Raw genomic sequence first — 24,305 nt, forward strand, 5'->3', positions numbered from 1 at the left:
TCAACTGCCGGTGGCGTCGTTGGACGTAACGGCGGCCAGGGCGGAGCGCAGATGCTCGACGACAGACCCGAGGTGCGGGTCCTGCATCAGCTCGTGGTGGCCACCGGGGACGTCGTGCACTTTCAGTTCGCCTCGCACGAGGGGCTCCCACCCGCGGTGACGAGGAATTGCTTCGGCGACGCCACTGGCGCTGAGCAGCAGGGCGGTGCCGTCGTACGGCTGGGGCACGTACTTCTCATGGGCGAAGAGGTTGGCCCGGAAGACGTTGAAGAGGGCACGCAGCTGGGCCGGGCCGGACTGCGCGTCGAGGATGCGCGCCCGGAGTCCTTCCTGCAGCAGGTGGTCCAGCATCACGTCGTCGCCCTGTGCCAGGGCTTCGTCCGAAGCGGAGAGCTCCTGGCCGAAGGCGGTGGCGGTGGCATGGGCGAAGGCGAGCCTTGCGCGGGCCTCGGAGTCGAGGTGCGTGGCTTCCTGAGTGGGCTTCGTCAGGCCGTGGACGTGGGCATCGATGAGGGCGAGCAGGTCCACGGCTTCACCGGCCTCGCGCAGGCGACGGGCCATCTCGTAGGCGATGACGCCGCCGAGAGACCAGCCTCCCAGTTGGTAGGGGCCGTGCGGCTGCACCGTGCGGATGGCGTCGATGTAGAGGGTGGCCATCTCCTCGATGGACTCGGCGACGGGCCGTCCGTCGAGGCCACGCGACTGGAGGCCGTAGACGGGCAGCGAGGGCCCCAGGCGGCGCGCCAGTTCCGAGTAGGCGAGGACGTTGCCGCCGCCCGGGTGGACAAGGAAGAGCGGCCGCTGGCCGGGCTCGCCGCGCTCCAGCGGGACGAGGGGCGTCCAGTCCTGTGAGTCGTCGCGGAGCACCTGGGCGAGCTGCTCGATGGTGGGCTGCTGGAAGAGGACGGAGAGAGGGAGGCTCAGGCCGAGACGCTCACGGATGGACGCGAGCATGCGCACGGCGAGCAGGGAGTGGCCGCCCAGTTCGAAGAAGCTGGAGCGGACGCCGACGGAGCGGACGCCGAGGAGGTCTTCCCAGATGCGAGCGAGCTGCATTTCGAGCGCGTCGCTGGGAGCGACGAAGTCCCGGGCCTCGACGGCGTGGGCGCCGGGCTCCGGCAGAGCCTTGCGGTCCACCTTGCCGTTGGCGTTGAGGGGCAGAGCGTCCAGCACGACGAGCGCGGAGGGGACCATGTACTCGGGCAGCCGCTGCTTGAGGCTTGCCTTGAGGGTGTCCGCGTCCAGCGGGTGGCCTTCGCTCGCGGTGACGTAGCCGATGAGGCGCTTGTCCGCATCCGCGCCCCGAGCCACGACGATGGCCTCGTTGACGCCGGTGGCGGAGCGCAGGGCGGCTTCGACTTCACCCAACTCGATGCGGAAGCCACGCACCTTCACCTGGAAGTCGACGCGGCCCAGGAAGTCGATGGTGCCGTCCTCCCTCCAACGGGCCTGGTCGCCCGTGCGGTAGAGGCGCTCACCCGGCGTGGACGCGAAGGGGTGGGGGAAGAAGCGTTCCGCGGTCAGCTCGGGGCGATTCAGGTAGCCCCAGGCCAGGCCCTGGCCGCCCACGTACACCTCACCCGCGGCGCCCACGGGCACCGGGTGCAGGTGCGCGTCGAGCACGTAGACGGTGGAGTTGGAGAGCGGCCGGCCAATGGGGATGGCCCCTTCCATGCGCGTGCTGTGCTGCATGGAGAAGGTGGTGGAGAAAGTGGTGTTCTCCGTGGGGCCGTAGCCGTTGATGAACGTCGCACCGTCCGGAAGACGCGCGAGGTGTTCGCGCACACGGGCGGCGGGCAGCACATCGCCACCGGCGAGGACCTGGCGCACTCCCGCGAGCGCTTCACCCTGATGCAGGGCCATCTGCTCGAAGAGGGCGGCGGTGAGCCACAGGGACGTCACGCGGTGGTGGCGCAGCTGGGCGGCCAGTTCCTCCAGCGACAGGGAGTGCGGCGGAGCGAGGACGAGCTTCGCGCCGTGCAGCAGTGCGCCCCAGATTTCGAGCGTGGACGCATCGAAGGCCACGGGTGCGAACTGGAGCCAGACTTCGTCGGGCCCGAAGCGCATGAAGGTGCTGCCGAGCACCAGGCGGGTGATGCCCCGGTGCGGCACACAGACGCCCTTGGGACGCCCCGTGGAGCCCGAGGTGAACATGACGTAGGCGAGAGACTCGCTATCCACGGAGACGTCGGGCGCATGCATGGGCCGCGAAGCGATCTCCGCGGACTGGGCATCCATCCAGACGCGAGCGCCGGTGGCGGGGAGCAACGAAGCGAAGGGCTGGTGCGTGACCACCACTCCGACGTCCGCGTCCTCCAGCAGCATCGCGATGCGTTCCACGGGGGCATTGCGGTCCACGGGGACGAAGGCCGCGCCCACCTTGAGGATGGCGAGGAGCGCGGTCACCAACTCGAAGGAGCGCTCGACGGCAAGGCCCACACGCGCACCCGGGACGATGCCCAGGGCACGCAGGTGCCACGCCAGTTGGTTCGCGCGCTCGTCCAGTTGGGCGTACGTCAGCGAATCATCCCCCAGCACGAGGGCGACAGCGTGAGGCGTGCTCTGGGCCTGCCGGGCGAAGTGGACGTGGACCGGAATCTCCGTCGGGCTGGTGACGCCCGTGTCGTTCCACTCCACAAGGACGCGCTGGCGCTCGTCGTTGGAGAGGAGCGGCAGGTGGGCCATGGGCTGCTCGGGCTTCGCGGCCACGGCCTCCAGCAGCGTGCGCAGGTGGCGGGCCATCCGCTCCATCGTGCTCCGCTCGAAGAGGGCGGTGCTGTACTCCAGCGTGCCTCGCAGTCCTTCGGACGTCTCCGTGAAGAAGACGCTCACGTCGAACTTCGAAGTCGACTGGGTGGCTTCCAGTCCGCGGAGACGGAGCTCTGGCAGACGCACGTCCTCCGTGGGCACGTTCTGGAGCGCGAGCAGCGTCTGGAAGAGAGGCGTGTGGCTGAGGCTGCGCGTCGGCTGCAGGATCTCCACCAGCTTTTCGAACGGCACCTCCTGGTGCTCGTACGCGTCCAGCACCGTGGCGCGCACCTGCTGGAGCAGCGCCTGGAAGGACTGGCCCTCGTCCACCTTCGCGCGCAGGACGAGCGTGTTGACGAAGAAGCCGATGAGGCCCTCCGTCTCCGCACGCGTGCGGCCGGCAATGGGCGAGCCCACGCTGATGTCCTGCAGGCCCGTGTAGCGCGACAGCAGGCCCTGCCATGCCGCGAGCAGCACCATGAAGAGCGAACCGCCTTCACGGTGGCCCAGGCTCCGCAGGGCTTCCGTCAACTCACGCGACAGAGTGAAGCCGAGGGTTGCACCCGAAGTGCTCCGGACCGCAGGACGCGGCCGGTCCGTGGGCAGCTCCAGCACGGCCGGAGCGCCGGAGAGCTTCCCCTCCCAGTAGGCCATTTCCTGCCGCAGCGTCTCACCCGAAAGCGTGCGGCGCTGCCAGTCCGCGTAGTCCGCGTACTGAACGGGAAGGGCCGGAAGGGGCGACGGCTGTCCCGCGGAGAAGGCCGCGTAGAGGGCAGTGACTTCCCGCACGAGCACACCCAGCGACCAGCCGTCGGAGACGATGTGGTGCAGGGTGACGACGAGCACGTGCTCGTGTTCGGCCAGCTTGAAGAGCAGTGTGCGGACGAGCGGACCGGTGCGCAGGTCGAAGGGTCGGCGCATCTCCTGTTCCACCTGGAACCGCGCTTCGGGTTCGCGTTGCGTCTCCGGCAGGTCCGAGAGGTCCACGAGTCCCAGGGGCACCGGACTGTCGGGGTGGATGCGCTGGACCGGCTCTCCGTCCACCTGGGTGAAGGTGGTGCGCAGGGCGTCGTGTCGGCGCACGACTTCCTGCAGGGCACGTTCCAGTACATCCGTGCGCAGGTGGCCTTCCAGTCGTACGGCGACGGGCACGTTGTAGAGGGGGCTGCCCGGTTCGAGCTGATCAATGAGCCACAGCCGCTGCTGCGCGAAGGACAGCGGCAGCGGGCCATCATGCGAAACACGGGTGAGCGGCGAGGTGCTCGTGCGCGTCAGCCCCGTAAGACGAACCGCGAGTGCTTCCACGGTGGGGGACTCGAAGAGCGCGCGCAGGGGGAGTTCCACGTTGAACTCCGCGCGGACGCGCGACACCACCTGGGTGGCCAGCAGTGAGTGCCCGCCCAGCTCGAAGAAGGAGTCCTTCACGCCCACCTGGGGCAGGCGGAGGACTTCCGCCCAGATGGAGGCCAGCTTCGCTTCGGCTTCCGTGCGAGGCGCTTCGTAGGTCTTGCCGGACTGAGGTGCCTCCGGCTCCGGCAGGGCCTTGCGGTCGACCTTGCCGTTGGAGTTGAGGGGCAGGGCGTCGAGCACCACGAAGGTGGAGGGCACCATGTACTCAGGGAGGCCCTGACGCAGATGCGCCTTGAGGGTCTCCACTTCCAGGGAGGCCCCGGCCTTGGGAGTAACGTAGGCGACGAGGCGCTTGTCGGCGGCTTCACCCTTCGCGACGACGACGGCGTCCTTGAGTCCTGGAGCGCGACGAAGGGCTGCTTCGATTTCGCCCAGCTCGATGCGGAAGCCGCGCACCTTCACCTGGAAGTCGATGCGGCCGAGGTACTCCAGGCGCCCGTCGAGGCGGTAACGGACGCGGTCGCCCGTGCGGTACATGCGGCCACCAGGAGGACCGAAGGGCTCGGGGACGAAGCGCTCCGCGGTGAGCTCTGGACGCAGCAGGTAGCCACGCGCCTGGCCTTCGCCCGCGAGGTACAGCTCACCTGCGACACCCACGGGCACCGGCTGCAGCGAAGCATCCAGCACGTAGGCACGCGTCGCGGGCAGGGGCCTGCCGATGAGGGGCACCTCGTCACGACCGACGAGGGAGGCGGTGGAGTAGGTGGTGTCTTCGGAAGGCCCGTAGAGGTTGAAGAGCTTCTGCACCGTGGGGACGGCGTAGACCTGCTTCGCCAACGTCTCCGGCAGTGCCTCACCGGCGAGGTTGATGACACGCACGGAGGGCGGCACCGCGCCCAGGCGCAGCAGCTGCGCCATGGCGGAGGGCACGGTGTTGACGAGGGTGACGTGAGAGGCCGTAGGCAGCTCCGCCAGATGCAATGCGTTGCGGGCCACGACCACCGCACCACCACTGGAGAGCGGTGCGAAGAGTTCGAAGACGGAGAGGTCGAAGTTGAGGCTCGTCGCGGCGAGGGTGCCCTTCATTTCCTCCGGCGAGAATGTAGTCAGGGCCCAGTGGAGGAAGGAGACAGCGTTGCCATGGGAGATGGCGACGCCCTTGGGACGGCCGGTGCTGCCGGAGGTGTAGATGAGGTAGGCGAGGTGGCCGGAGTGGATGCCTACCTCAGGCTTCGTGGTGGGCTGCTTCGCCAGCTCCACGTCCGAGTCGAGGCACACCGGCGTGGCGGATGTCTCCGGTAGCGCTGAGAGCAGATGGGAGTGCGCCACGAGCGCAGGACCCTGCGCATCCTCGAGCAGCCAGCCCAAGCGCTCACGCGGATAGCTGGGGTCCAGCGGCACGTAGGCGCCACCCGCCTTGAGGATGCCGAGGGCACCAATGACGAGGTCTTCGGTGCGCTCGACACACAGGCCGACGCGGACTTCAGGCCCGACACCCAGGCCGCGCAGGCGGTGCGCGAGTTGATTGGCCTTCGCGTCCAGCTCCCGGTACGTCAGCTGCCGCTCGGGCGTGATGATGGCCAGGTCATCCGGAGTGCGGTGCACCTGCGCCTCCACCATCGCGGGGATGCTGGACTCCTGCGCCACCTGCGAGGCAGGCGGATTCCACTCGACGAGGAGTTGCTGGCGCTCAGCGTCCGTGAGCAGAGGCAGGTCACCCAGTCGGGTGTCCGGCTTTGTCGCAATGGCCTCCAGCAACACGCCGAAGTGCCCAGCCATGCGCTGGATGGTCTCGGCATCGAACAGGTCCGTCGCGTACTCCAGCGTGCCGACGAATCCGTCCCGGCCTTCACGTAGACCGAGCGAGAGATCGAACTTCGCGAAGTGGGCGTCCAACGGCAGGGCCTGGAAGGACAGTCCCGGCAGACGCAGCGCCTCATTCGGTGTGTTCTGCAGGACGAACATGGCCTGGAAGAGCGGACTGCGGCTCAGGTCGCGCGTGGGCTGCACGGCTTCCACCAGCTTCTCGAACGGCAGGTGCTGATGTTCGAAGGCCGCGAAGGTCGTGCCGCGCACTTGAGTCAGCAGCTCACGGAACGTTGCACGCGAATCCATCTGGGCGCGCAGGACCAGGGTGTTGATGAAGAAGCCGATGAGGCCTTCGGTCTCCGCCTGGGTGCGGCCGGCGATGGGCGTACCGACGCTGACGTCGTCCTGTGCCGAGTAGCGCGACAGGAGCACCTGGAACGCCGCCAGCAACGTCATGAACGGCGTGGCACCTTCCCGTTGTGCCAGGGCCTTGAGCGCGTGAGAGACCTCCGAGGGGATGCGCACGTCCACCGTTGCGCCTCGGTGCGACTGCACGGGCGGTCGCGGGCGGTCCGTGGGCAGCTCCAACGCCGCGGGTGCTCCGGAGAGCTGCTGCTTCCAGTAGTGGATCTGCGCGTCCAGCGCTTCACCCTGGAGCCAGTTCCGCTGCCAGGCGGCGAAGTCCGCGTACTGCACGGGCAGCGGCGCGAAAGCGGGCGTGCTGCTCGTGGAGAAGGCCTCGTAGAAGGCCACCATCTCCCGGACGAGGACGCCCATGGACCAGCCGTCGGAGACGATGTGGTGCATCGTCACGAGCAACAGATGCGAGTCTTCTGCCAGCCGCACCAACGTGCTGCGCAGCAGCGGTCCCCTGGCGAGGTCGAACGGCTTCCGCGCTTCCTCGTTGGCCAGTCGCCGCGCCTCTTCTTCCCGCAGCGTCTCAGGCCGGGTTGAGAGGTCCACGAGCGGAAGGGTCCAACCACTGGGCGCGTGGACCGTCTGGATGGGCTGGTCCTGGTGCTCGTGGAAGGTGGTGCGCAGGGCGTCGTGACGGGCGACGAGCGCCTCGAAGGCACGGCGCAGGGCCTCGACGTCCAAGTGCCCCGAGAGCTGGAGGGCAGTAGGGATGTTGTACGACGCGTCGCCGGGCTGGAGCTGATCCAACAGCCATAGCCGTTGCTGAGCGAAGGACAGCGGCAGCGGACCGTCATGCGAGACGCGGGTGAGCTTCGGAGCCTGGGAGGTGGCGCTTCCGTGCAGCCGCCCGGCGAGCGCCTCCACGGTGGGGGACTCGAAGAGCGCGCGCAGGGGGAGTTCCACGTTGAACTCCGCGCGGACGCGCGACACCACCTGGGTGGCCAGCAGTGAGTGCCCGCCCAGCTCGAAGAAGGAGTCCTTCACGCCCACCTGGGGCAGACGCAGGACTTCCGCCCAGATGGAGGCCAGCTTCGCTTCGACTTCCGTGCGAGGCGCTTCGTAGGTGTTGCCGGACTGGGGCGCCTCCGGCTCCGGCAGGGCCTTGCGGTCCACCTTGCCGTTGGAGTTGAGGGGCAGGGCGTCCATCACCACGAAGGTGGAGGGCACCATGTACTCGGGGAGGCCCTGACGCAGATGGGCCTTGAGGGCCTCCACTTCCAGGGAGGTCTCAGCCTTGGGCGTGACGTAGGCGACGAGGCGCTTGTCGGCGGCCTCACCCTTGGCGACGACGACGGCGTCCTTGAGTCCCGGGGCGCGGCGGAGCGCGGCTTCGATTTCGCCCAACTCGATGCGGAAGCCGCGCACCTTCACCTGGAAGTCGATGCGGCCGAGGTACTCCAGGCGCCCGTCGAGGCGGTAACGGACGCGGTCGCCCGTGCGGTACATGCGGCCGCCGGGAGGACCGTAGGGCTCCGGTACGAAGCGCTCCGCTGTGAGCTCCGGGCGAAGCAGGTAGCCACGAGCCTGGCCTTCACCCGCGAGGTACAGCTCACCTGCGACACCCACGGGCACCGGCTGGAGAGACGCGTCCAACACGTAGGCACGCGTCGCGGGCAGGGGCCTGCCGATGAGGGGCACCTCGTCCCGACCGACGAGGGAGGCGGTGGAGTAGGTGGTGTCCTCGGAAGGCCCGTAGAGGTTGAAGAGCTTCTGCACCGTGGGGACGGCGTAGACCTGCTTCGCCAACGTCTCCGGCAGGGCCTCACCGGCGAGGTTGATGACACGCACGGAGGGCGGCACCGCACCCAGGCGCAGCAGTTGCGCCATGGCGGAGGGCACGGTGTTGACGAGGGTGACGTGAGAGGCCGTAGGCAGCTCCGCCAGGTGCAAGGCGTTGCGGGCCACGACCACCGCACCACCACTGGAGAGCGGCGCGAAGAGTTCGAAGACGGAGAGGTCGAAGTTGAGGCTCGTCGCGGCGAGGGTGCCCTTCAACTCCTCCGGCGAGAAGGTCTCCAGGGCCCAGTGGAGGAAGGAGACAGCGTTGCCATGGGAGATGGCGACGCCCTTGGGACGGCCGGTACTGCCGGAGGTGTAGATGAGGTAGGCGAGGTGTCCGGCGTGGATGTCCACGAGCGGAGACGTCGTCGGCTGCTTCGCCAGCTCCACGTCCGAGTCGAGGCACACCGGCGTGGCGCTGGTTTCAGGCAGCGCCGAGAGCAGATGGGAGTGCGCCACGAGCGCAGGACCCTGGGCGTCCTCCAGCAGCCAGCCCAGGCGCTCACGCGGGTAGCTGGGGTCCAGCGGCACGTAGGCGCCACCGGCCTTGAGGATGCCGAGAGCGCCGATGACGAGGTCCTCGGTGCGCTCGACGCACAGGCCGACGCGGACTTCGGGCCCGACGCCAAGTCCGCGCAGACGGTGCGCGAGCTGGTTCGCCTTCGCGTCCAGCTCCCGGTACGTCAGCTGCCGCTCGGGCGTGATGACGGCGAGCGCATCCGGCGTGCGGCGCACCTGGGCCTCCACCATCGCTGGGATGCTGGACTCCTGCGGCACCTGCGATGCGGGGGGATTCCAATCGACGAGGATCTGTTTGCGCTCGGAGTCAGTGAGCAGCGGCAGGTCACCCAATCGGGTGTCCGGCTTCGTCGCGAGGGCCTCCAGCAACACCTCGAAGTGTCCAGCCAGACGCTGGATGGTCGCCACGTCGAACAGGTCGGTCGCGAAGTCGAATGAACCGACGAATCCGTCCCGGCCTTCACGCAGACCCAGGGAGAGGTCGAACTTGGCGAAGTGTGATTCCAGCGGCAGGGCCTGGAAGGACAAGCCCGGCAGGCGCAGCGCCTCGGTGGGCGTGTTCTGCAGGACGAACATGGCCTGGAACAGCGGGCTGCGGCTCAGGTCGCGCGTGGGCTGCACGGCCTCCACGAGCTTCTCGAACGGCAGGTGCTGATGGTCGTAGGCCGCGAGCGTCGTGTCTCGCACCTGGGCCAGCAGTTCACGGAACGTCGCCCGAGGATTCAGCTGGGCTCTCAGGACGAGCGTGTTGATGAAGAAGCCGATGAGGCCTTCGGTCTCCGCCTGGGTGCGGCCGGCAATGGGTGAACCCACGCTGACATCGTCTTGCGCGGAGTAGCGCGACAGCAGCACCTGGAACGCCGCCAGCAACGTCATGAACGGCGTGGCGCCTTCTCTCTGTGAGAGCGCCTTGAGGGCATCCGCGATGTGCTTGGGAATGCGCACTTCCACCGAGTCACCCCGGTGCGACTGCACGGGCGGGCGCGGGTGGTCCGTGGGCAGCTCCAACGCCGCGGGTGCTCCGGAGAGCTGCTGCTTCCAGTAGCGGATCTGCGCGTCCAGGGCCTCTCCCTGGAGCCAGTTCCGCTGCCACGCCGCGAAGTCCGCGTACTGCACGGGCAGCGGCGGGAGCGAGGGCGACTGGCCCGTGGAGAAGGCCGCGTAGAAGGTCGCCACTTCCCGGACGAGGACCCCCATGGACCAGCCGTCGGAGACGATGTGGTGCATCGTCACGAGCAACAGGTGTGAGTCCTGTCCCAGCCGCACCAGCGTGCTGCGCAGCAGCGGACCCCTGGCGAGGTCGAACGGCTTCCGTGCTTCCTCGTTGGCCATCCGCCGCGCCTCTTCTTCCCGGAGTGCTTCAGGCCGGGCGGAGAGGTCCACGAGCGGCAGAGTCCAACCGCCGGGAGCGTGGATGTTCTGGATGGGCTGGTCCTGGTGCTCGTGGAAGGTGGTGCGCAGGGCCTCGTGGCGCTGGATGAGCGCTTCGAAGGCGCGGCGCAGGGCTTCCACGTCCAACTGCCCAGAGAGCTGGAGCGCGGTGGGGATGTTGTACGACGCGTCCCCGGGCTGGAGCTGATCCAACAGCCACAGCCGCTGCTGAGCGAAGGACAACGGCCGCGGGCCGTCCGCGTGCGTCTGGGTGGGCGCGGGCAGATGGAGGTTCGGCGTGGCCGTCTGGAGCCGCTCCGCGAGCGCGGCCACGGTGGGCGCTTCGAAGAGGGCCCGTAGCGGCAGCTCCACGCGGAACGTGGAGCGCACGCGCGAGACGAGCTGGGTCGCCAGCAGCGAATGACCGCCGAGCGCGAAGAAGTCGTCGTGTACGCCCACGCGCTCGACACGCAGCACCTGAATGAAGAGGGCCGCGAGCTGCTCCTCGGTGGCGGTGCGCGGCGCGACGTAGGTGGACCCGAGCGCCGTGCCCTGGGGGGCGGGCAGTGCCTTGCGGTCCACCTTGCCGTTGGTGTTGAGCGGCAGGGCCTCCAGCACGAGGAACGCGGAGGGCACCATGTACTCGGGCAGGTTCTGCTTGAGGAAGGTGCGCAGCTCGGTGGAGTCCAGGGACTCTCCCGCCTCGGGGACGAGATAGGCGACGAGCCGCTTGTCTCCGGGCACGTCCTCGCGGGCGAGGACAACGGCTTGATGCACGGCGGGATGTCCCAGCAGGCAGGACTCGATTTCACCCAGTTCGATGCGGAAGCCGCGGATCTTCACCTGGAAGTCAGCACGGCCCAGGTAGTCGAGCATCCCGTCCGCACGCCAGCGAACCACGTCGCCGGTGCGGTAGAGGCGGGCACCGGGCGTAGAGGAGAAAGCATCCGGGATGAAGCGGTCCGCCGTCAGCTCCGGCCGATTGAGGTAGCCGCGCGCGACGCCCTCACCACCGATGAAGAGTTCCCCCGCGACGCCCACGGGCACGGGGCGCAACGTGCGGTCGAGCACATAGACGCGGACGTTGGGCAGGGGCCTGCCGATGGTGGGAGTCGGAGACGCATCGAAGGCGCAGGCGGTGGCGTCGACGGTGCACTCGGTGGGGCCGTAGACGTTGAAGACGCGCGGGCGCGGAGCCTGGGCCAGGTGACGCCAGGTGGCGGGGTCCACAGCTTCACCACCCACGAGGACGCGATGAGGGATGGCCTTGCGCTCCAGCAGGCCTTCGTCCACCAGCAGGCGCAGGTGCGCGGGAGAGCAGTCGAGGACGTCGAGGGCGTCCTGGGCAATCCGGTTGACGAGTTCGCCGACGTCAGCGCGGGCCTCGTCGGGGACGATGCAGAGGGTGTGGCCGTCGAGCACCTGGATGAGCTGCTTGACGGAGGCGTCGAAGGACAGCGGCGCATTGACGCTGACACGCTCTCCCGGCCGCGCGTCCGCGTGCACGGTGGTGGCGAGGGCGACGCGAAGATTGAGCACGGAGCGGTGCTGAATCATCACGCCCTTGGGGCGGCCGGTGCTGCCAGAGGTGTAGATGATGTACGCCAGATGTTCCGGCGTGACCGACGTCACCGGAGCGTCCTGGGACTCAAGAGCGAATTCCGCGGAGTCGGAGTCCAGGCAGAGGGTGTGGGCGGAGTGCGGAGGAAGAGAGTCGCGCAGGCGCTGCTGGGTGAGGACGACGGGAGCGCCGGTGTCCTGGAGGACGTGGGCGAGCCAGTCACGCGGGTAGCTGGGGTCGATGGGGACGTAGGCGCCACCGGCCTTGAGAGTGCCGAGGATGCCGACGAGGGCCTCCACGGAGCGCTCCACGCAGAGCACGACGCGCACGTCGGGGCCGACGCCCAGCTTCACCATCCGGTGCGCGAGCTGATTGGCGCGCGTGTCCAGCTCACGGAAGGTGAGCTGCTCCTCGCGGCAGATGACGGCCAGCGCGTCGGGCGTGCGAAGGGCCTGGGCGCTGAAGGCGTCATGGAGGCAGAGGTCGCGAGGGAACTCGGCGCTGGGGCCATTCCAGTCCACGAGGAGCCGCTGCCGCTCTGGCGCGGTGAGCAGGGGCAGGCCCGCGAGCGTCGCGTCCGGCTGGGCGGCGATGGCCTCCAGCAGCACGCCCAGGTGTCCGGACATTCGCTGGACCGTCGAAACATCGAAGAGGTCCGTCGCGTACGTCAGCAGCCCGACGAAGCCCTGGGGTGACTCGCCGAGGGTGAGCGTGAGGTCGAACTTGGAGGACCGGGTGTCCACCGGGACGCTCTGGAAGGACAGCCCGGACACGCGGAGCGCTTCGGTGGGCGTGTTCTGCAGGGAGAACATCGCCTGGAAGAGCGCGCTGCGGCTCAGGTCTCGCGAGGGCTGGAGGACCTCCACCAGCTTCTCGAAGGGCAGGTGCTGGTGCTCATAGGCCGCGAGCGTCGTGCGGCGCACCTGCGCGAGGAACTCACGGAAGGTCGCCTGCGGCTGCACGTGGGCGCGCAGCACGAGCGTGTTGACGAAGAAGCCGATGAGGCCCTCGGTCTCCGCCTGGGTGCGGCCCGCGATGGGCGTGCCCACGCTGATGTCGTCCTGCGTGGAGTAGCGCGACAGGAGCAGCTGCCAGGCCGCGAGCAGCAGCATGAAGGGCGTGGCGCCTTCATCCTGGGCCAGGGCCTTCAAGGACTGGGAGACCTCCAACGGGATGCGCACGTCCACCGTGGCGCCTCGGCGTGACTGCACCGGCGGACGCGGGCGGTCCGTGGGCAGGTCCAGCGCGGAAGGTGCCCCCCCGAGCTGCTTCTTCCAGTAGCCCAGCTGCGCGTCCAGGGCCTCACCCTGGAGCCAGCCTCGCTGCCACATCGAGAAGTCCGCGTACTGCACGGGCAGCGGCGGGAGCGAGGGCCACTGGCCCGCGACGAAGGCTTCGTAGAAGGCCGCCACTTCCCGGACGAGCACGCCCATGGACCAGCCGTCGGAGACGATGTGGTGCATCGTCACCAGCAACAGGTGCGAATCCTGTCCCAGCCGCACCAGCGTGCTGCGCAGCAACGGGCCCGTGGAGAGGTTGAAGGCACGCCGGGCTTCCGTGGCCGCCGCGCGCTGGGCCTCCTCCTCCCGCTGCGTCTCAGGCAGGGACGTCAGGTCGATGAGGGGCAGCTCCCAGCTGGAGGGCTCCTGGATGCATTGCGACGGCTCCTCCTGCGACGTGGAGAGCGTGGTGCGCAGCGATTCGTGGCGCTCCACCAGCGCTTCGAAGGCGCGGCGCAACGACTCCAGGTCCACCGGGCCCGTCAGTCGCAGGGCGGTGGGGATGTTGTACGAGATGTCTCCCGGCTGGAGCTGATCCAGTAGCCACAGGCGCTGCTGCGCGAAGGACAGCGGAATGGCGCCTTCTCGTGGCATGGGCCGCAGCGGCGGTGCGCGGAGCCCGGTGGTCTGGGCCTCCTCGAGCTTCGGCGCGAGGCGTTCGACGGTGGGCGCCTCGAAGAGGGCCCGCAGCGGCAGCTCCACACGGAAGGTGGAGCGCACGCGCGAGACGAGCTGGGTGGCCAACAGCGAGTGGCCTCCCATGGCGAAGAAGTCGTCCCGCACGCCGATGCGCTCCACGCGGAGGACCTCGGCGAAGAGGGTGGCCAGCTGCTCCTCGGTGGCGGTGCGCGGCGCGACGAAGACGGTGCTCCGAGGCGTGTTCCCCGGCTCCGGCAGGGCCTTGCGGTCCACCTTGCCGTTGGCGTTGATGGGCAGCGCGTCCAGCACCATGAAGGCAGACGGCACCATGTACTCGGGCAGCCGCTGCTTGAGGCCTGCCCGGAGCGTGTCCGGGGTCGGCGCATGGCCCGCGCGCGCGGTGACGTAGCCGATGAGGCGCTTGTCCGCGCCGGTGCCCCGCGCCACGACGACCGCTTCGTTGACGCTGGCGGCGGAGCGCAGCGCGGTCTCGATTTCGCCCAGCTCGATGCGGAAGCCACGTACCTTCACCTGGAGGTCGACACGGCCCAGGAAGTCGAGCGTGCCGTCCTCCCTCCAGCGGGCCTGGTCTCCCGTGCGGTAGAGGCGCTCGCCCGGACTGGAGGCGAAGGGGTGGGGGATGAAGCGCTCCGCGGTCAGGTCCGGGCGGTGCAGGTAGCCCCAGGCCAGGCCCTGGCCGCCGACGTACACCTCGCCGGCAATGCCCACGGGCACCGGGTGCAGGTTCGCGTCGAACACGTAGACCGTGGAGTTGGAGGGCGGCCGGCCGACGGGGATGGCTCCTTCCACGTGCGAGCCATGCCCCATGGCGAAGGTGGTGGCGAGGGTGGTGCTCTCCGTGGGGCCGTAGGCGTTGTGGAAGCTGGCGCCTTCGGGGATGCGGGCCAGGTGCTCGCGCACGCGGTCCGCGGGCAGCACGTCGCCACCGGAGAGAATCTGGCGCACGCCCGCGAGCGCTTCGCCCTGGTGCAGGGCCATCTGCTCGAAGAGCGCGGTCGTCAGGAACAGCGTCGTCACGCCGTGGTGGCGCAACAGCGCGGCCAGCTCCTCCAACGACAGCGAGTGGGGCGGCGCGAGGACGAGCTTCGAACCATTCAGCAGCGCGCCCCAGATTTCGAGCGTGGAGGCGTCGAAGGCGATGGGGGCGACATGCAGCCAGACCTCGTCCGCGCCGAGGCGCATGAAGGTGCTGCCGACCACCATTCGCGTGATGCCCCGGTGCGGAATGCAGACGCCCTTGGGACGGCCGGTGCTCCCGGAGGTGAACATCACATAGGCCATGGCCTCGCCGTCCACGCGGACATCGGGGGCGTGGGTGGGCCGGGTGGCGATGACGTCGCGCTGCGCATCCAGCCAGACGCGGGTGCCGGTGGCGGGCAGCAGTGACGCGAAGGGCTGGTGGGTGACGACGAAGTGGACGTCCGCGTCTTCCAGCAGGGACGCGATGCGCTCCACGGGCGCATTGCGGTCCACGGGGACGTAGGTGGCACCCACCTTGAGGATGGCGAGGAGCGCCGCGACCAGCTCGAAGGACCGCTCGACGGCGAGACCGACACGCGCACCCGGAACGATGCCGAGGTCGCGCAGGTGGTGGGCCAGTTGGTTCGCGCGCGCGTCCAGCTGCGCATACGTCAGCGAGGCCTCCCCCATGACGAGGGCGATGGCCTCGGGCGCGCGCTGCGCCTGCCGCGCGAAGTGGACGTGGACGGGAATGTCCGTGGGACTGGCGACGGCGGTGTCGTTCCACTCCACGAGGATGCGCTGCCGCTCCTCGCTGGAGAGGAGGGACAGTCCGGACACGGACTGCTCGGGACTGGCGGTCACGGCCTCCAGCAGCGTGAGCAGCTGGCGGGCCATCCGCTCCACGGTGCCGCGCTTGAAGAGAGCGGTGCTGTACTCCAGCGAACCCACGAAGCCCTGGGGCGAGTCCTGCATCGCCAGGTTGAGGTCGAACTTCGCGGAGCGCCCTTCGGTGATGACCTGCTGGAAGGTGAGTCCGCGAACGCGCAGGTCTCCCACCGGGGCGTTCTGGAGGGCGAACATCACCTGGAACAACGGGCTGCGGCTCGCGTCCCGCACGGGCTGGAGGACCTCCACCAGCTTCTCGAAGGGCAGGTGCTGGTGCTCGTAGGCCGCGAGCGTCGTGCCGCGCACCTGGGCGAGCAGCGTCCGGAAGGAGTCCTCCGGCGCCACGCGCGTGCGCAGGACGAGCGTGTTGACGAAGAAGCCGATGAGGCCCTCGGTCTCCGCCTGCGTGCGGCCCGCGATGGGCGAGCCCACGGTGATGTCGTCCTGCGCGGCGTAGCGCGACAGGAGCACCTGGAAGGCCGCCAGCAGCACCATGAAGGGCGTGGCGCCTTCACGCTGGGCCAGCGCCTTGAGCGCGTCGGACGTCGCCTGGGGAATCCGGACGGAGACGGCCGCGCCCTGGTGGGACTGGATGGCCGGACGCGGATGGTCGGTGGGAAGCTCCAGCGCGAACGCCGCGCCCGCGAGCTGCTGCTTCCAGTAACCCAGCTGCGCGTCCAACGCCTCTCCCTGGAGCCACTGGCGCTGCCGTTCCGCGAAGTCCGCGTACTGCACCGGCAGCGGGGCCAGCGTGGGCGTCTGGCCGGAGGTGAAGGCCTCGTAGAAGGTGATCAGCTCGCGGACGAGCACGCCCATGGACCAGCCGTCGGAGACGATGTGGTGCATCGTCACGAGCAGGAGGTGGTCCTCCTCCGCCAGCCGTACCAGCGTCGTGCGCAGGAGCGGTCCGCGCTCCAGGTGGAAGGGCTGGTTCGCCTCCTTCGCGATGCGGCGCTGGGCCTCGGCTTCGCGCTGCGCGTCGGGCAGCGAGGACAGGTCCACGAGCGGCAGTGCCCACGCGTCCGGCAGGTGGATGTGCTGCGTGGCCTGGCCTTCATGCTCATGGAAGGTGGTGCGCAGGGATTCGTGACGCGCGACCAGGGACTCGAAAGCGCGGCGCAGCGACGCCACGTCCACCGGCCCCTGCAGCCGGAGCGCGGACGGAATGTTGTACGACGCATCCCCCGGCGTGAGCTGATCCAGGAACCAGAGGCGTTGCTGGGCGAAGGAGAGCGGAATGGCTCCCTTGCGTGAGGTGGGCCGGAGCGGAAGAGCCCCTCGGGCCGCGGCGGGCCGCGCGTCCGCGAGCTTCAGCGCGAGAGCGGCGACGGTCGGCGCATCGAAGAGGGCCCGCAGGGGCAGCTCCAACCCGAGCGTGGTCCGCACGCGCGAGACGAGCTGGGTGGCCAGCAGCGAGTGGCCTCCCAACGCGAAGAAGTCATCGTGGAGGCCCACCTGCTCCACCCGGAGGACTTCGGCGAAGAGGGCCGCCAGCTGCTTCTCCGTGGCGGTGCGCGGTGCGACGTAGGCGACGGCGCGCGCGGTCTCCTCCGGCTCTGGCAGGGCCTTGCGGTCCACCTTGCCGTTGGCGTTGAGAGGCAGCGCGGTCAGCACCACGAAGGCCGCCGGCACCATGTACTCCGGCAGGCTCCGCCGGAGCTGGGCCTTGAGCGCGTCCGAGTCCAGCGAGTGGCCTTCGCTCGCGCTGACGTAGCCGATGAGGCGCTTGTCCGCGTCCGCGCCCCGGGCCACGACGACGGCCTCGTTGACGCCCGAGAAGGCGCGCAGCACGGCTTCGATTTCACCCAGCTCGATGCGGAAGCCCCGCACCTTCACCTGGAAGTCGACGCGACCCAGGAAGTCGAGCGTGCCGTCCGCCTTCCAGCGGGCCTTGTCGCCCGTGCGGTAGAGGCGCTCGCCCGGCGTGGACGCGAAGGGATGGGCGACGAAGCGTTCCGCGGTCAGGTCGGGGCGGTTCAGGTAGCCCCAGGCCAGACCCTGGCCTCCGACGTACACCTCACCCGCGACGCCCTCGGGCACCGGGCGCAGGTTCGCGTCGAGCACGTAGACCGTGGAGTTGGAGAGCGGCCGGCCGATGGACACCGAACCGCCCACCACCGAGTCGCGATGCATGGCGAAGGTGGTGGAGAAGGTCGTGTTCTCCGTGGGGCCGTAGCCGTTGATGAAAGTGGTGCCTTCCGGCAGGCGGGCCAGGTGCTCGCGAACGCGGGAGGCGGGCAGCACGTCGCCACCCGCGAGGACCTGGCGCACGCCCGCGAGCGCTTCGCCCTGGTGCAGGGCCATCTGCTCGAAGAGGGCGGCGGTGAGCCAGAGCGACGTCACGCGGTGGTGGCGCAGTTGCGCGGCCAGTTCCTCCAGCGACAGGGAATGCGGCGGAGCGAGGACGAGCTTTGCGCCGTGCAGCAGCGCGCCCCAGATTTCGAGCGTGGACGCATCGAAGGCAACAGGGGCGGCCTGGAGCCAGACTTCATCCGGCCCGAAGCGCATGAAGGTGTTGCCGAGCACCAGGCGCGTGATGCCCCGGTGTGGCGCGCAGACGCCCTTGGGGCGGCCCGTGGAGCCCGAGGTGAACATCACGTAGGCCAGGGCTTCACCGTCCACGCGGACGTCCGGCGCATGCGTGGGGCGCGCGGCGATCTCCGTGGCCTGGGTATCCAACCAGACGCGGGTGCCGGAAGCGGGCAGCAGTGACGCGAAGGGCTGGTGCGCGATCGTCACGCTGACGTCCGCATCCTCCAGCAGTGCGGCGATGCGCTCCACGGGCGCATTGCGGTCCACGGGGACGAAGGCCGCGCCCACCTTGAGGATGGCGAGGAGCGCGGTCACCAACTCGAAGGACCGCTCGATGGCGAGGCCGATGCGTGCACCGGGGACGATGCCCAGGGCCCGCAGGTGATGGGCCAGTTGGTTCGCGCGTGAATCCAACTGGGCATACGTCAGCGAGTCATCCCCCAGCACCAGGGCCACCGCGTCGGGCGTGCTCTGGGCCTGCTGGGCGAAGTGGACGTGGACTGGCACGTCCGTCGGGCTGACGGCGGCCGTGTCATTCCACTCCACGAGGACGCGCTGATGCTCTTCGCTGGAGAGGAGGGACAGCCCGGCCATGGGCTGCTCGGGCTTCGCGGCCACGGCCTCCAGCAGCGTGCGCAGATGGTTGCCCATCCGCTCGAGGGTGCTCCGCTCGAAGAGCGCGGTGCTGTACTCCATCCAGCCGGTGAAGCCCTGCGGTGAGTCCTGCAACGTCAGGGTGAGATCGAACTTGGCGGAGTGGCCCTCGGCGACGACCTGCCGGAAGGTGAGGCCCGGAACGCGCAGCGCTTCTCCCGGGGCGTTCTGGAGGACGAACATCGCCTGGAAGAGGGGGCTGCGGCTCGTGTCCCGCACGGGCTGGAGCACCTCCACCAGCTTCTCGAAGGGCACGTGCTGATGCTCGTACGCAGCGAGCGTCGTGCCGCGCACCTGGGCGAGCAACTGGCGGAAGGAACTCTCCGGCGTCACGCGCGTACGCAGGACGAGCGTGTTGACGAAGAAGCCGATGAGTCCTTCGGTTTCCGCCTGGGTCCGGCCCGCGATGGGCGAACCCACGGTGATGTCGTCCTGGCCTGCGTAGCGAGACAGGAGCACCTGCCAGGCCGCGAGCAGCACCATGAAGGGCGTGGCACCTTCGCGCTGGGCCAGGGCCTTGAGCGCGTCGGACGCAGCCTGGGGAATCCTCACGGCGTGGGTCGCGCCCGCGTGGGACTGGATGGCCGGGCGGGGATGATCCGTGGGCAGCTCCAGCGTGGCCTGAGCCCCTCCGAGCTGCTGCTTCCAGTAGCCCAGCTGCGCGTCGAGCGTCTCGCCCTGGAGCCAGTCGCGCTGCCACGCCGCGAAGTCCGTGTACTGCACCGGCAGCGGAGCCAGCGCGGGCGCCTGACCGGTACTGAAGGCTTCATAGAAGGCCACCAGCTCGCGGACGAGCACGCTCATGGACCAGCCGTCGGAGACGATGTGGTGCATCGTCACGAGCAACAGGTGTTCTTCCGCCGCCAGCCGCACGAGCGCGGTGCGCAGCAGCGGACCGTTCCGCAGGTCGAACGGCTGACGTGCGTCCGCTTCGACCTTCCGCTGTGCTTCGTCTTCGCGCCGCGCCTCGGGCAGCGTGGAGAGGTCGGTGAACGGCAACGCCCACGTGCCGGGCGTGTGGATGTGCTGGGTGGCCTGCCCCTCGCTGTCGCGGAAGGTGGTGCGCAGGGCGTCGTGACGAGCGACCAGCGCTTCAAACGCGCGGCGCAGCGACTCCACGTCCACCTGACCCGTCAGCCGGAGCGCCGTGGGGATGTTGTAGGACGCATCGCCCGGCGTGAGTTGATCCAGGAACCAGAGCCGCTGCTGGGCGAAGGACAGGGGCTGAGGCCCGTCCACCTCGGTCCGGGTGAGCGGCGGGAGGCGGAGGCTCGGCGTCTGGGATTGGAGGCGCTCGGCGAGCGTGGCCACGGTGGGCGCTTCGAAGAGGGCCCGCAGCGGCAGCTCCGCGCGGAAGGTGGCGCGGATGCGAGAGACGAGCTGGGTGGCCAGCAGGGAGTGGCCTCCGAGCGCGAAGAAGTCGTCGTGGATGCCCACGCGCTCCACGCGCAGCACCTGCGTGAAGAGGGTGGCGAGTTGCTCTTCTGTGGGGGTGCGCGGCGCGACGTAGGTGGAGGCGAGCGAGGTGCCCTGGGGCGCGGGCAGGGCCTTGCGATCCACCTTGCCGTTGGTGTTGAGCGGCAGCGCTTCCAGCACGAGGAGCGCCGAGGGGCGCATGTGCTCGGGCAGGAACTGCTTGAGCCAGTCCTTGAGGACCTCGGGCGTGGGCGCGGACTCAGTGCCTTCTGGAGGCACCACGTAGGCCACGAGCCGCTTGTCGCCGGGCACATCCTCGCGCGCCAGCACCACTGCTGCGTGCACCTGGGGGTGCTTGAGGAGCGCGGCTTCGACTTCACCCAGTTCGATGCGGAAGCCGCGGATCTTCACCTGGAAGTCGGCGCGGCCCAGGTAGTCGAGCATCCCATCCGTGCGCCAGCGCACCACGTCGCCCGTGCGGTAGAGGCGGGCACCGGGCGTGGAGGAGAAGGCATCCGGGATGAAGCGGTCCGCGGTCAGCTCCGGCCGATTGAGGTAGCCGCGCGCGACGCCCTCACCGCCGATGAAGAGCTCACCGGCGACGCCCACGGGCACGGGGCGCAACGTGCGGTCGAGCACATAGACGCGGACGTTGGGCAGGGGCCTTCCGATGGTGGGAGTCGGAGACGCATCGAAGGCGCAGGCGGTGGCGTCGACGGTGCACTCGGTGGGGCCGTAGACGTTGAAGACGCGCGGGCGAGGGGCCTGGGCGAGGTGGCGCCAGGTGGCGGGGTCCACGGCTTCGCCACCCACGAGGACGCGACTGGGGATGGCCTTGCGCTCCAGCAGGCCTTCATCCACCAGCAGGCGCAGGTGGGCCGGAGAGCAGTCGAGGACGTCGAGGGCGTCCTGGGCAATCCGGTTGACGAGCTCTCCGACGTCGGCGCGGGCCTCGTCGGGGACGATGCAGAGGGTGTGGCCGTCGAGCACCTGGATGAGCTGCTTGACGGAGGCATCGAAGGACAGCGGCGCGTTGACGCTGACGCGCTCCCCAGGCTGAGCATCCGCGTGCACGGTGGCGGCAAGGGCGACGCGAAGATTGAGCACGGAGCGGTGCTGAATCATCACGCCCTTGGGGCGGCCGGTGCTGCCGGAGGTGTAGATGATGTAGGCGAGGTGCTCCGGCGTGACATGCGTCACAGGCGCGTGCGCGGGCTCACGTGAGAGGTCCGCGGAGTCGGAGTCCAGGCAGAGGGTGTGCGCGGAGTGCGGAGGAAGCGAGTCGCGCAGGCGCTGCTGGGTGAGGACGACGGGAGCGCCGGTGTCCTGGAGGACGTGGGCGAGCCAGTCGCGCGGGTAGCTGGGGTCGATGGGGACGTAGGCGCCACCGGCCTTGAGAGTGCCGAGGATGCCGACGAGGGCCTCCACGGAGCGCTCCACGCAGAGCACGACGCGTTCATCGGGGCCGACGCCCAACTTCACCAGCCGGTGCGCGAGCTGATTGGCGCGCGTGTCCAGCTCACGGAAGGTGAGCTGCTCCTCGCGGCAGATGACGGCCAGCGCGTCGGGCGTGCGAAGAGCCTGAGCGCTGAAGGCGTCATGGAGGCAGAGGTCGCGAGGGAACTCGGCGCTGGGGCCATTCCAGTCCACGAGAAGCCGCTGCCGCTCCGGAGCGGTGAGTAGCGGCAGGCTCGCGAGCGTCGCGTCCGGCTGCGTAGCGATGGCCTCCAGCAACACGCCCAGGTGGCCCACCAGGCGCTGCATGGTCGAGGCATCGAAGAGGTCGCTGCTGTACTCCAGGACGCCCACGAAGCCCTGGGGCGAGTCCTGCATCGTCAGCGTCAGGTCGAACTTCGCGGAGTTCGATTCGAGCGGAAGCTGCTCGAACAACAGGCCCGGCACGCGCAGCGCTTCCATGGGCGTGTTCTGCAAGGAGAACATCGCCTGGAAGAGCGCGCTGCGGCTCAGGTCGCGAACGGGCTGGAGGGTCTCCACCAGCTTCTCGAACGGCACGTGCTGGTGCTCGTAGGCCGCGAGCGTCGTTCCACGCACCTGGGCCAGCAACTGGCGGAAGGTCGCCTGTGGCTGCACGTGGGCACGCAGCACCAGCGTGTTGACGAAGAAGCCGATGAGGCCCTCGGTCTCCGCTTGGGTGCGGCCGGCGATGGGCGTACCGACGCTGATGTCGTCCTGCGTGGAGTAGCGCGACAGGAGCAGCTGCCATGCCGCGAGCAGCAGCATGAAGGGCGTGGCGCCTTCACGCTGGGCCAGGGTCTTGAGGGCGTCGGAGAGTTGCGCGGGGACGCGCATGTCCACCGCGGCGCCCCGATGCGACTGCACGGGCGGACGCGGACGGTCCGTGGGCAGGTCCAGCGCGGCGGGTGCTCCCGCGAGCTTCTCCTTCCAGTAGGCGAGCTGGGTCTCCAGCGTTTCGCCCTGGAGCCATGATCGCTGCCAGACGGAGAAGTCCGCGTACTGCACGGGCAGCGGCGCGAGGGTGGGCAGGTGATCCGTGTGGAACGCCGCATAGAGCGCGGTGAGCTCACGGACGAGGACGCTCATGGACCAGCCGTCGGAGACGATGTGGTGCATCGTCACCAGCAGCAGGTGCTCCGCGTCGCCCAGGCGCACCAGCGACGTGCGGAGGAGCGGGCCGGCTTCCAGGTCGAAGGGACGCCGGGCCTCCAGGTTCGCGAGGCGCCGCGCCTCTTCCTCCCGCCGGGCCTCGGGCACCGAGGACACGTCGAGCAGGGACAGCGTCCACGTCCCAGGCGAGTGGATGCGCTGCGCGGGCTCGCCCTGGTGCTGGAAGAAGGTGGTGCGCAGCGTTTCATGCCGTGCGACCAGCGTCTCGAAGGCACGGCGCAGGGACTCCACGTCCACCTGGCCCTTCAGGCGAAGGGCCGCGGGGATGTTGTACGCGGCGCTGCCTGGCTGGAGCTGATCCAACAGCCACAGCCGCTGCTGCGCGAAGGACAGGGGCGGCGGGCCCTCGTGGGTGGCGACAGGGAGTGGCGGGAGTCGGGAGCCAGCGGCGGAGGTGCGCAGGCGCTCGGCGAAGGCGGCGACGGTGGGGGCCTCGAAGAGGGCTCGAAGCGGCAGCTCCGCACCGAAGGCCGCGCGGACGCGGGAGACGAGCTGGGTGGCCAGGAGGGAGTGGCCACCGAGCGCGAAGAAGTCATCGTGGACGCCCACGCGCTCCACGCGCAGGATCTGGGCGAAGACGTCCGCGAGCTTCTCTTCGGTGGCGTCGCGAGGAGCGACGAAGTCCGCGAGCGGTGAAGCGTCAGGGACGGGCAGTGCTTTCCTATCCACCTTGCCATTGGGGCTGAGGGGAAGGGCCTCCATGACGACGAAGGCGGCGGGTACCATGTACTCGGGCAGCCGCTCCTTGAGGAACGTGCGCACCGCCGAGGTGTCCAGTTGCTGGCCCGAAGCGGGCGCGACGTAGGCGACGAGGCGCTTGTCCCCGGGGACGTCCTCACGAGCGAGGACGGCGGCTTCGTGCACGGAAGCGTGCGCGAGGAGGGAGGCCTCGATTTCGCCCAGCTCGATGCGGAAGCCGCGGACCTTCACCTGGAAGTCGAGCCGCTGGAGGTAGTCCAGCTGGCCGTCGGCGCGCCAGCGCACGACGTCGCCGGTGCGGTAGAGGCGGGCACCCGGTGTGGAGGAGAAGGGGTGCGGGATGAAGCGCTCGGCACTCAGGGCCGGCTGGCCGAGGTAGCCCCAGGCGAGGCCTTCACTGGCGAGGAAGAGCTCACCGGGGACACCCACGGGCACCGGCTGGAGGTGGGCGTCGAGGACGTAGGTGCGGGTGTTGGCGATGGGGCGACCGATGGGAGGCCGCGTGCCGTCGTCGCGCGAGGAGGCAGCGACGGGGGTGAAGGTGGCGACGACGGTGCTCTCAGTGGGCCCGTAGTGGTTGAAGAGGGCGGCGGGGAATGAAGGAGGCGGCCCGTGGTGGAGGGCGTCTCCGCCCGTCAGCAGGGCACGCAGGGCGATGGGGCGAGGCCACTCCTCACGCAGCACGGCCTCGGCCAGGGGCGTCGGCATGAAGCAGGTGGTGATGGCTTCGCGTGCCAGCCATTGCAGCAGTTGGGATGGCTCCGCACGCACGGCGTCGGGAGGGACGACGAGGCTGGCGCCAGAGGCGAGGGAAGGCCACACCTCCCAGGTGGAGGCGTCGAAGGCGACGCCCGCGGTGAGGGCGGTGGAGTCCTGGGGAGACAGCGAATAGGTGCGCTGGTGCCAGGAGACGAGGTTCATCAACGCGCGGTGGTGGACAGCGACGCCCTTGGGCCGTCCGGTGCTGCCGGAGGTGTAGATGACGTAGGCCAAATCCTCCGGGCCCACGGGCATCA

General features: G+C 69.5%; 1 protein-coding gene. It reads right to left on the bottom strand.

The genetic code is table 11. From position 1 onward, the window contains the following. Nucleotides 1-24,303 (bottom strand): non-ribosomal peptide synthase/polyketide synthase, encoded by a 24,303-nt coding sequence (locus D7V77_RS10750; RefSeq protein ID WP_120576176.1) that lies wholly within the window; start codon nt 24,301-24,303, stop codon nt 1-3. Nucleotides 24,304-24,305 lie beyond the last annotated feature (2 nt).

This window comes from Corallococcus sp. CA041A (assembly GCF_003612075.1).
Lineage (GTDB): Bacteria > Myxococcota > Myxococcia > Myxococcales > Myxococcaceae > Corallococcus > Corallococcus exiguus.

Coding starts and splice junctions, on each gene's coding strand:
- D7V77_RS10750 (WP_120576176.1), bottom strand. CDS start 24,303: ATGCCCGTGGGCCCGGAGGATTTGGCCTACGTCATCTACACCTCCGGC.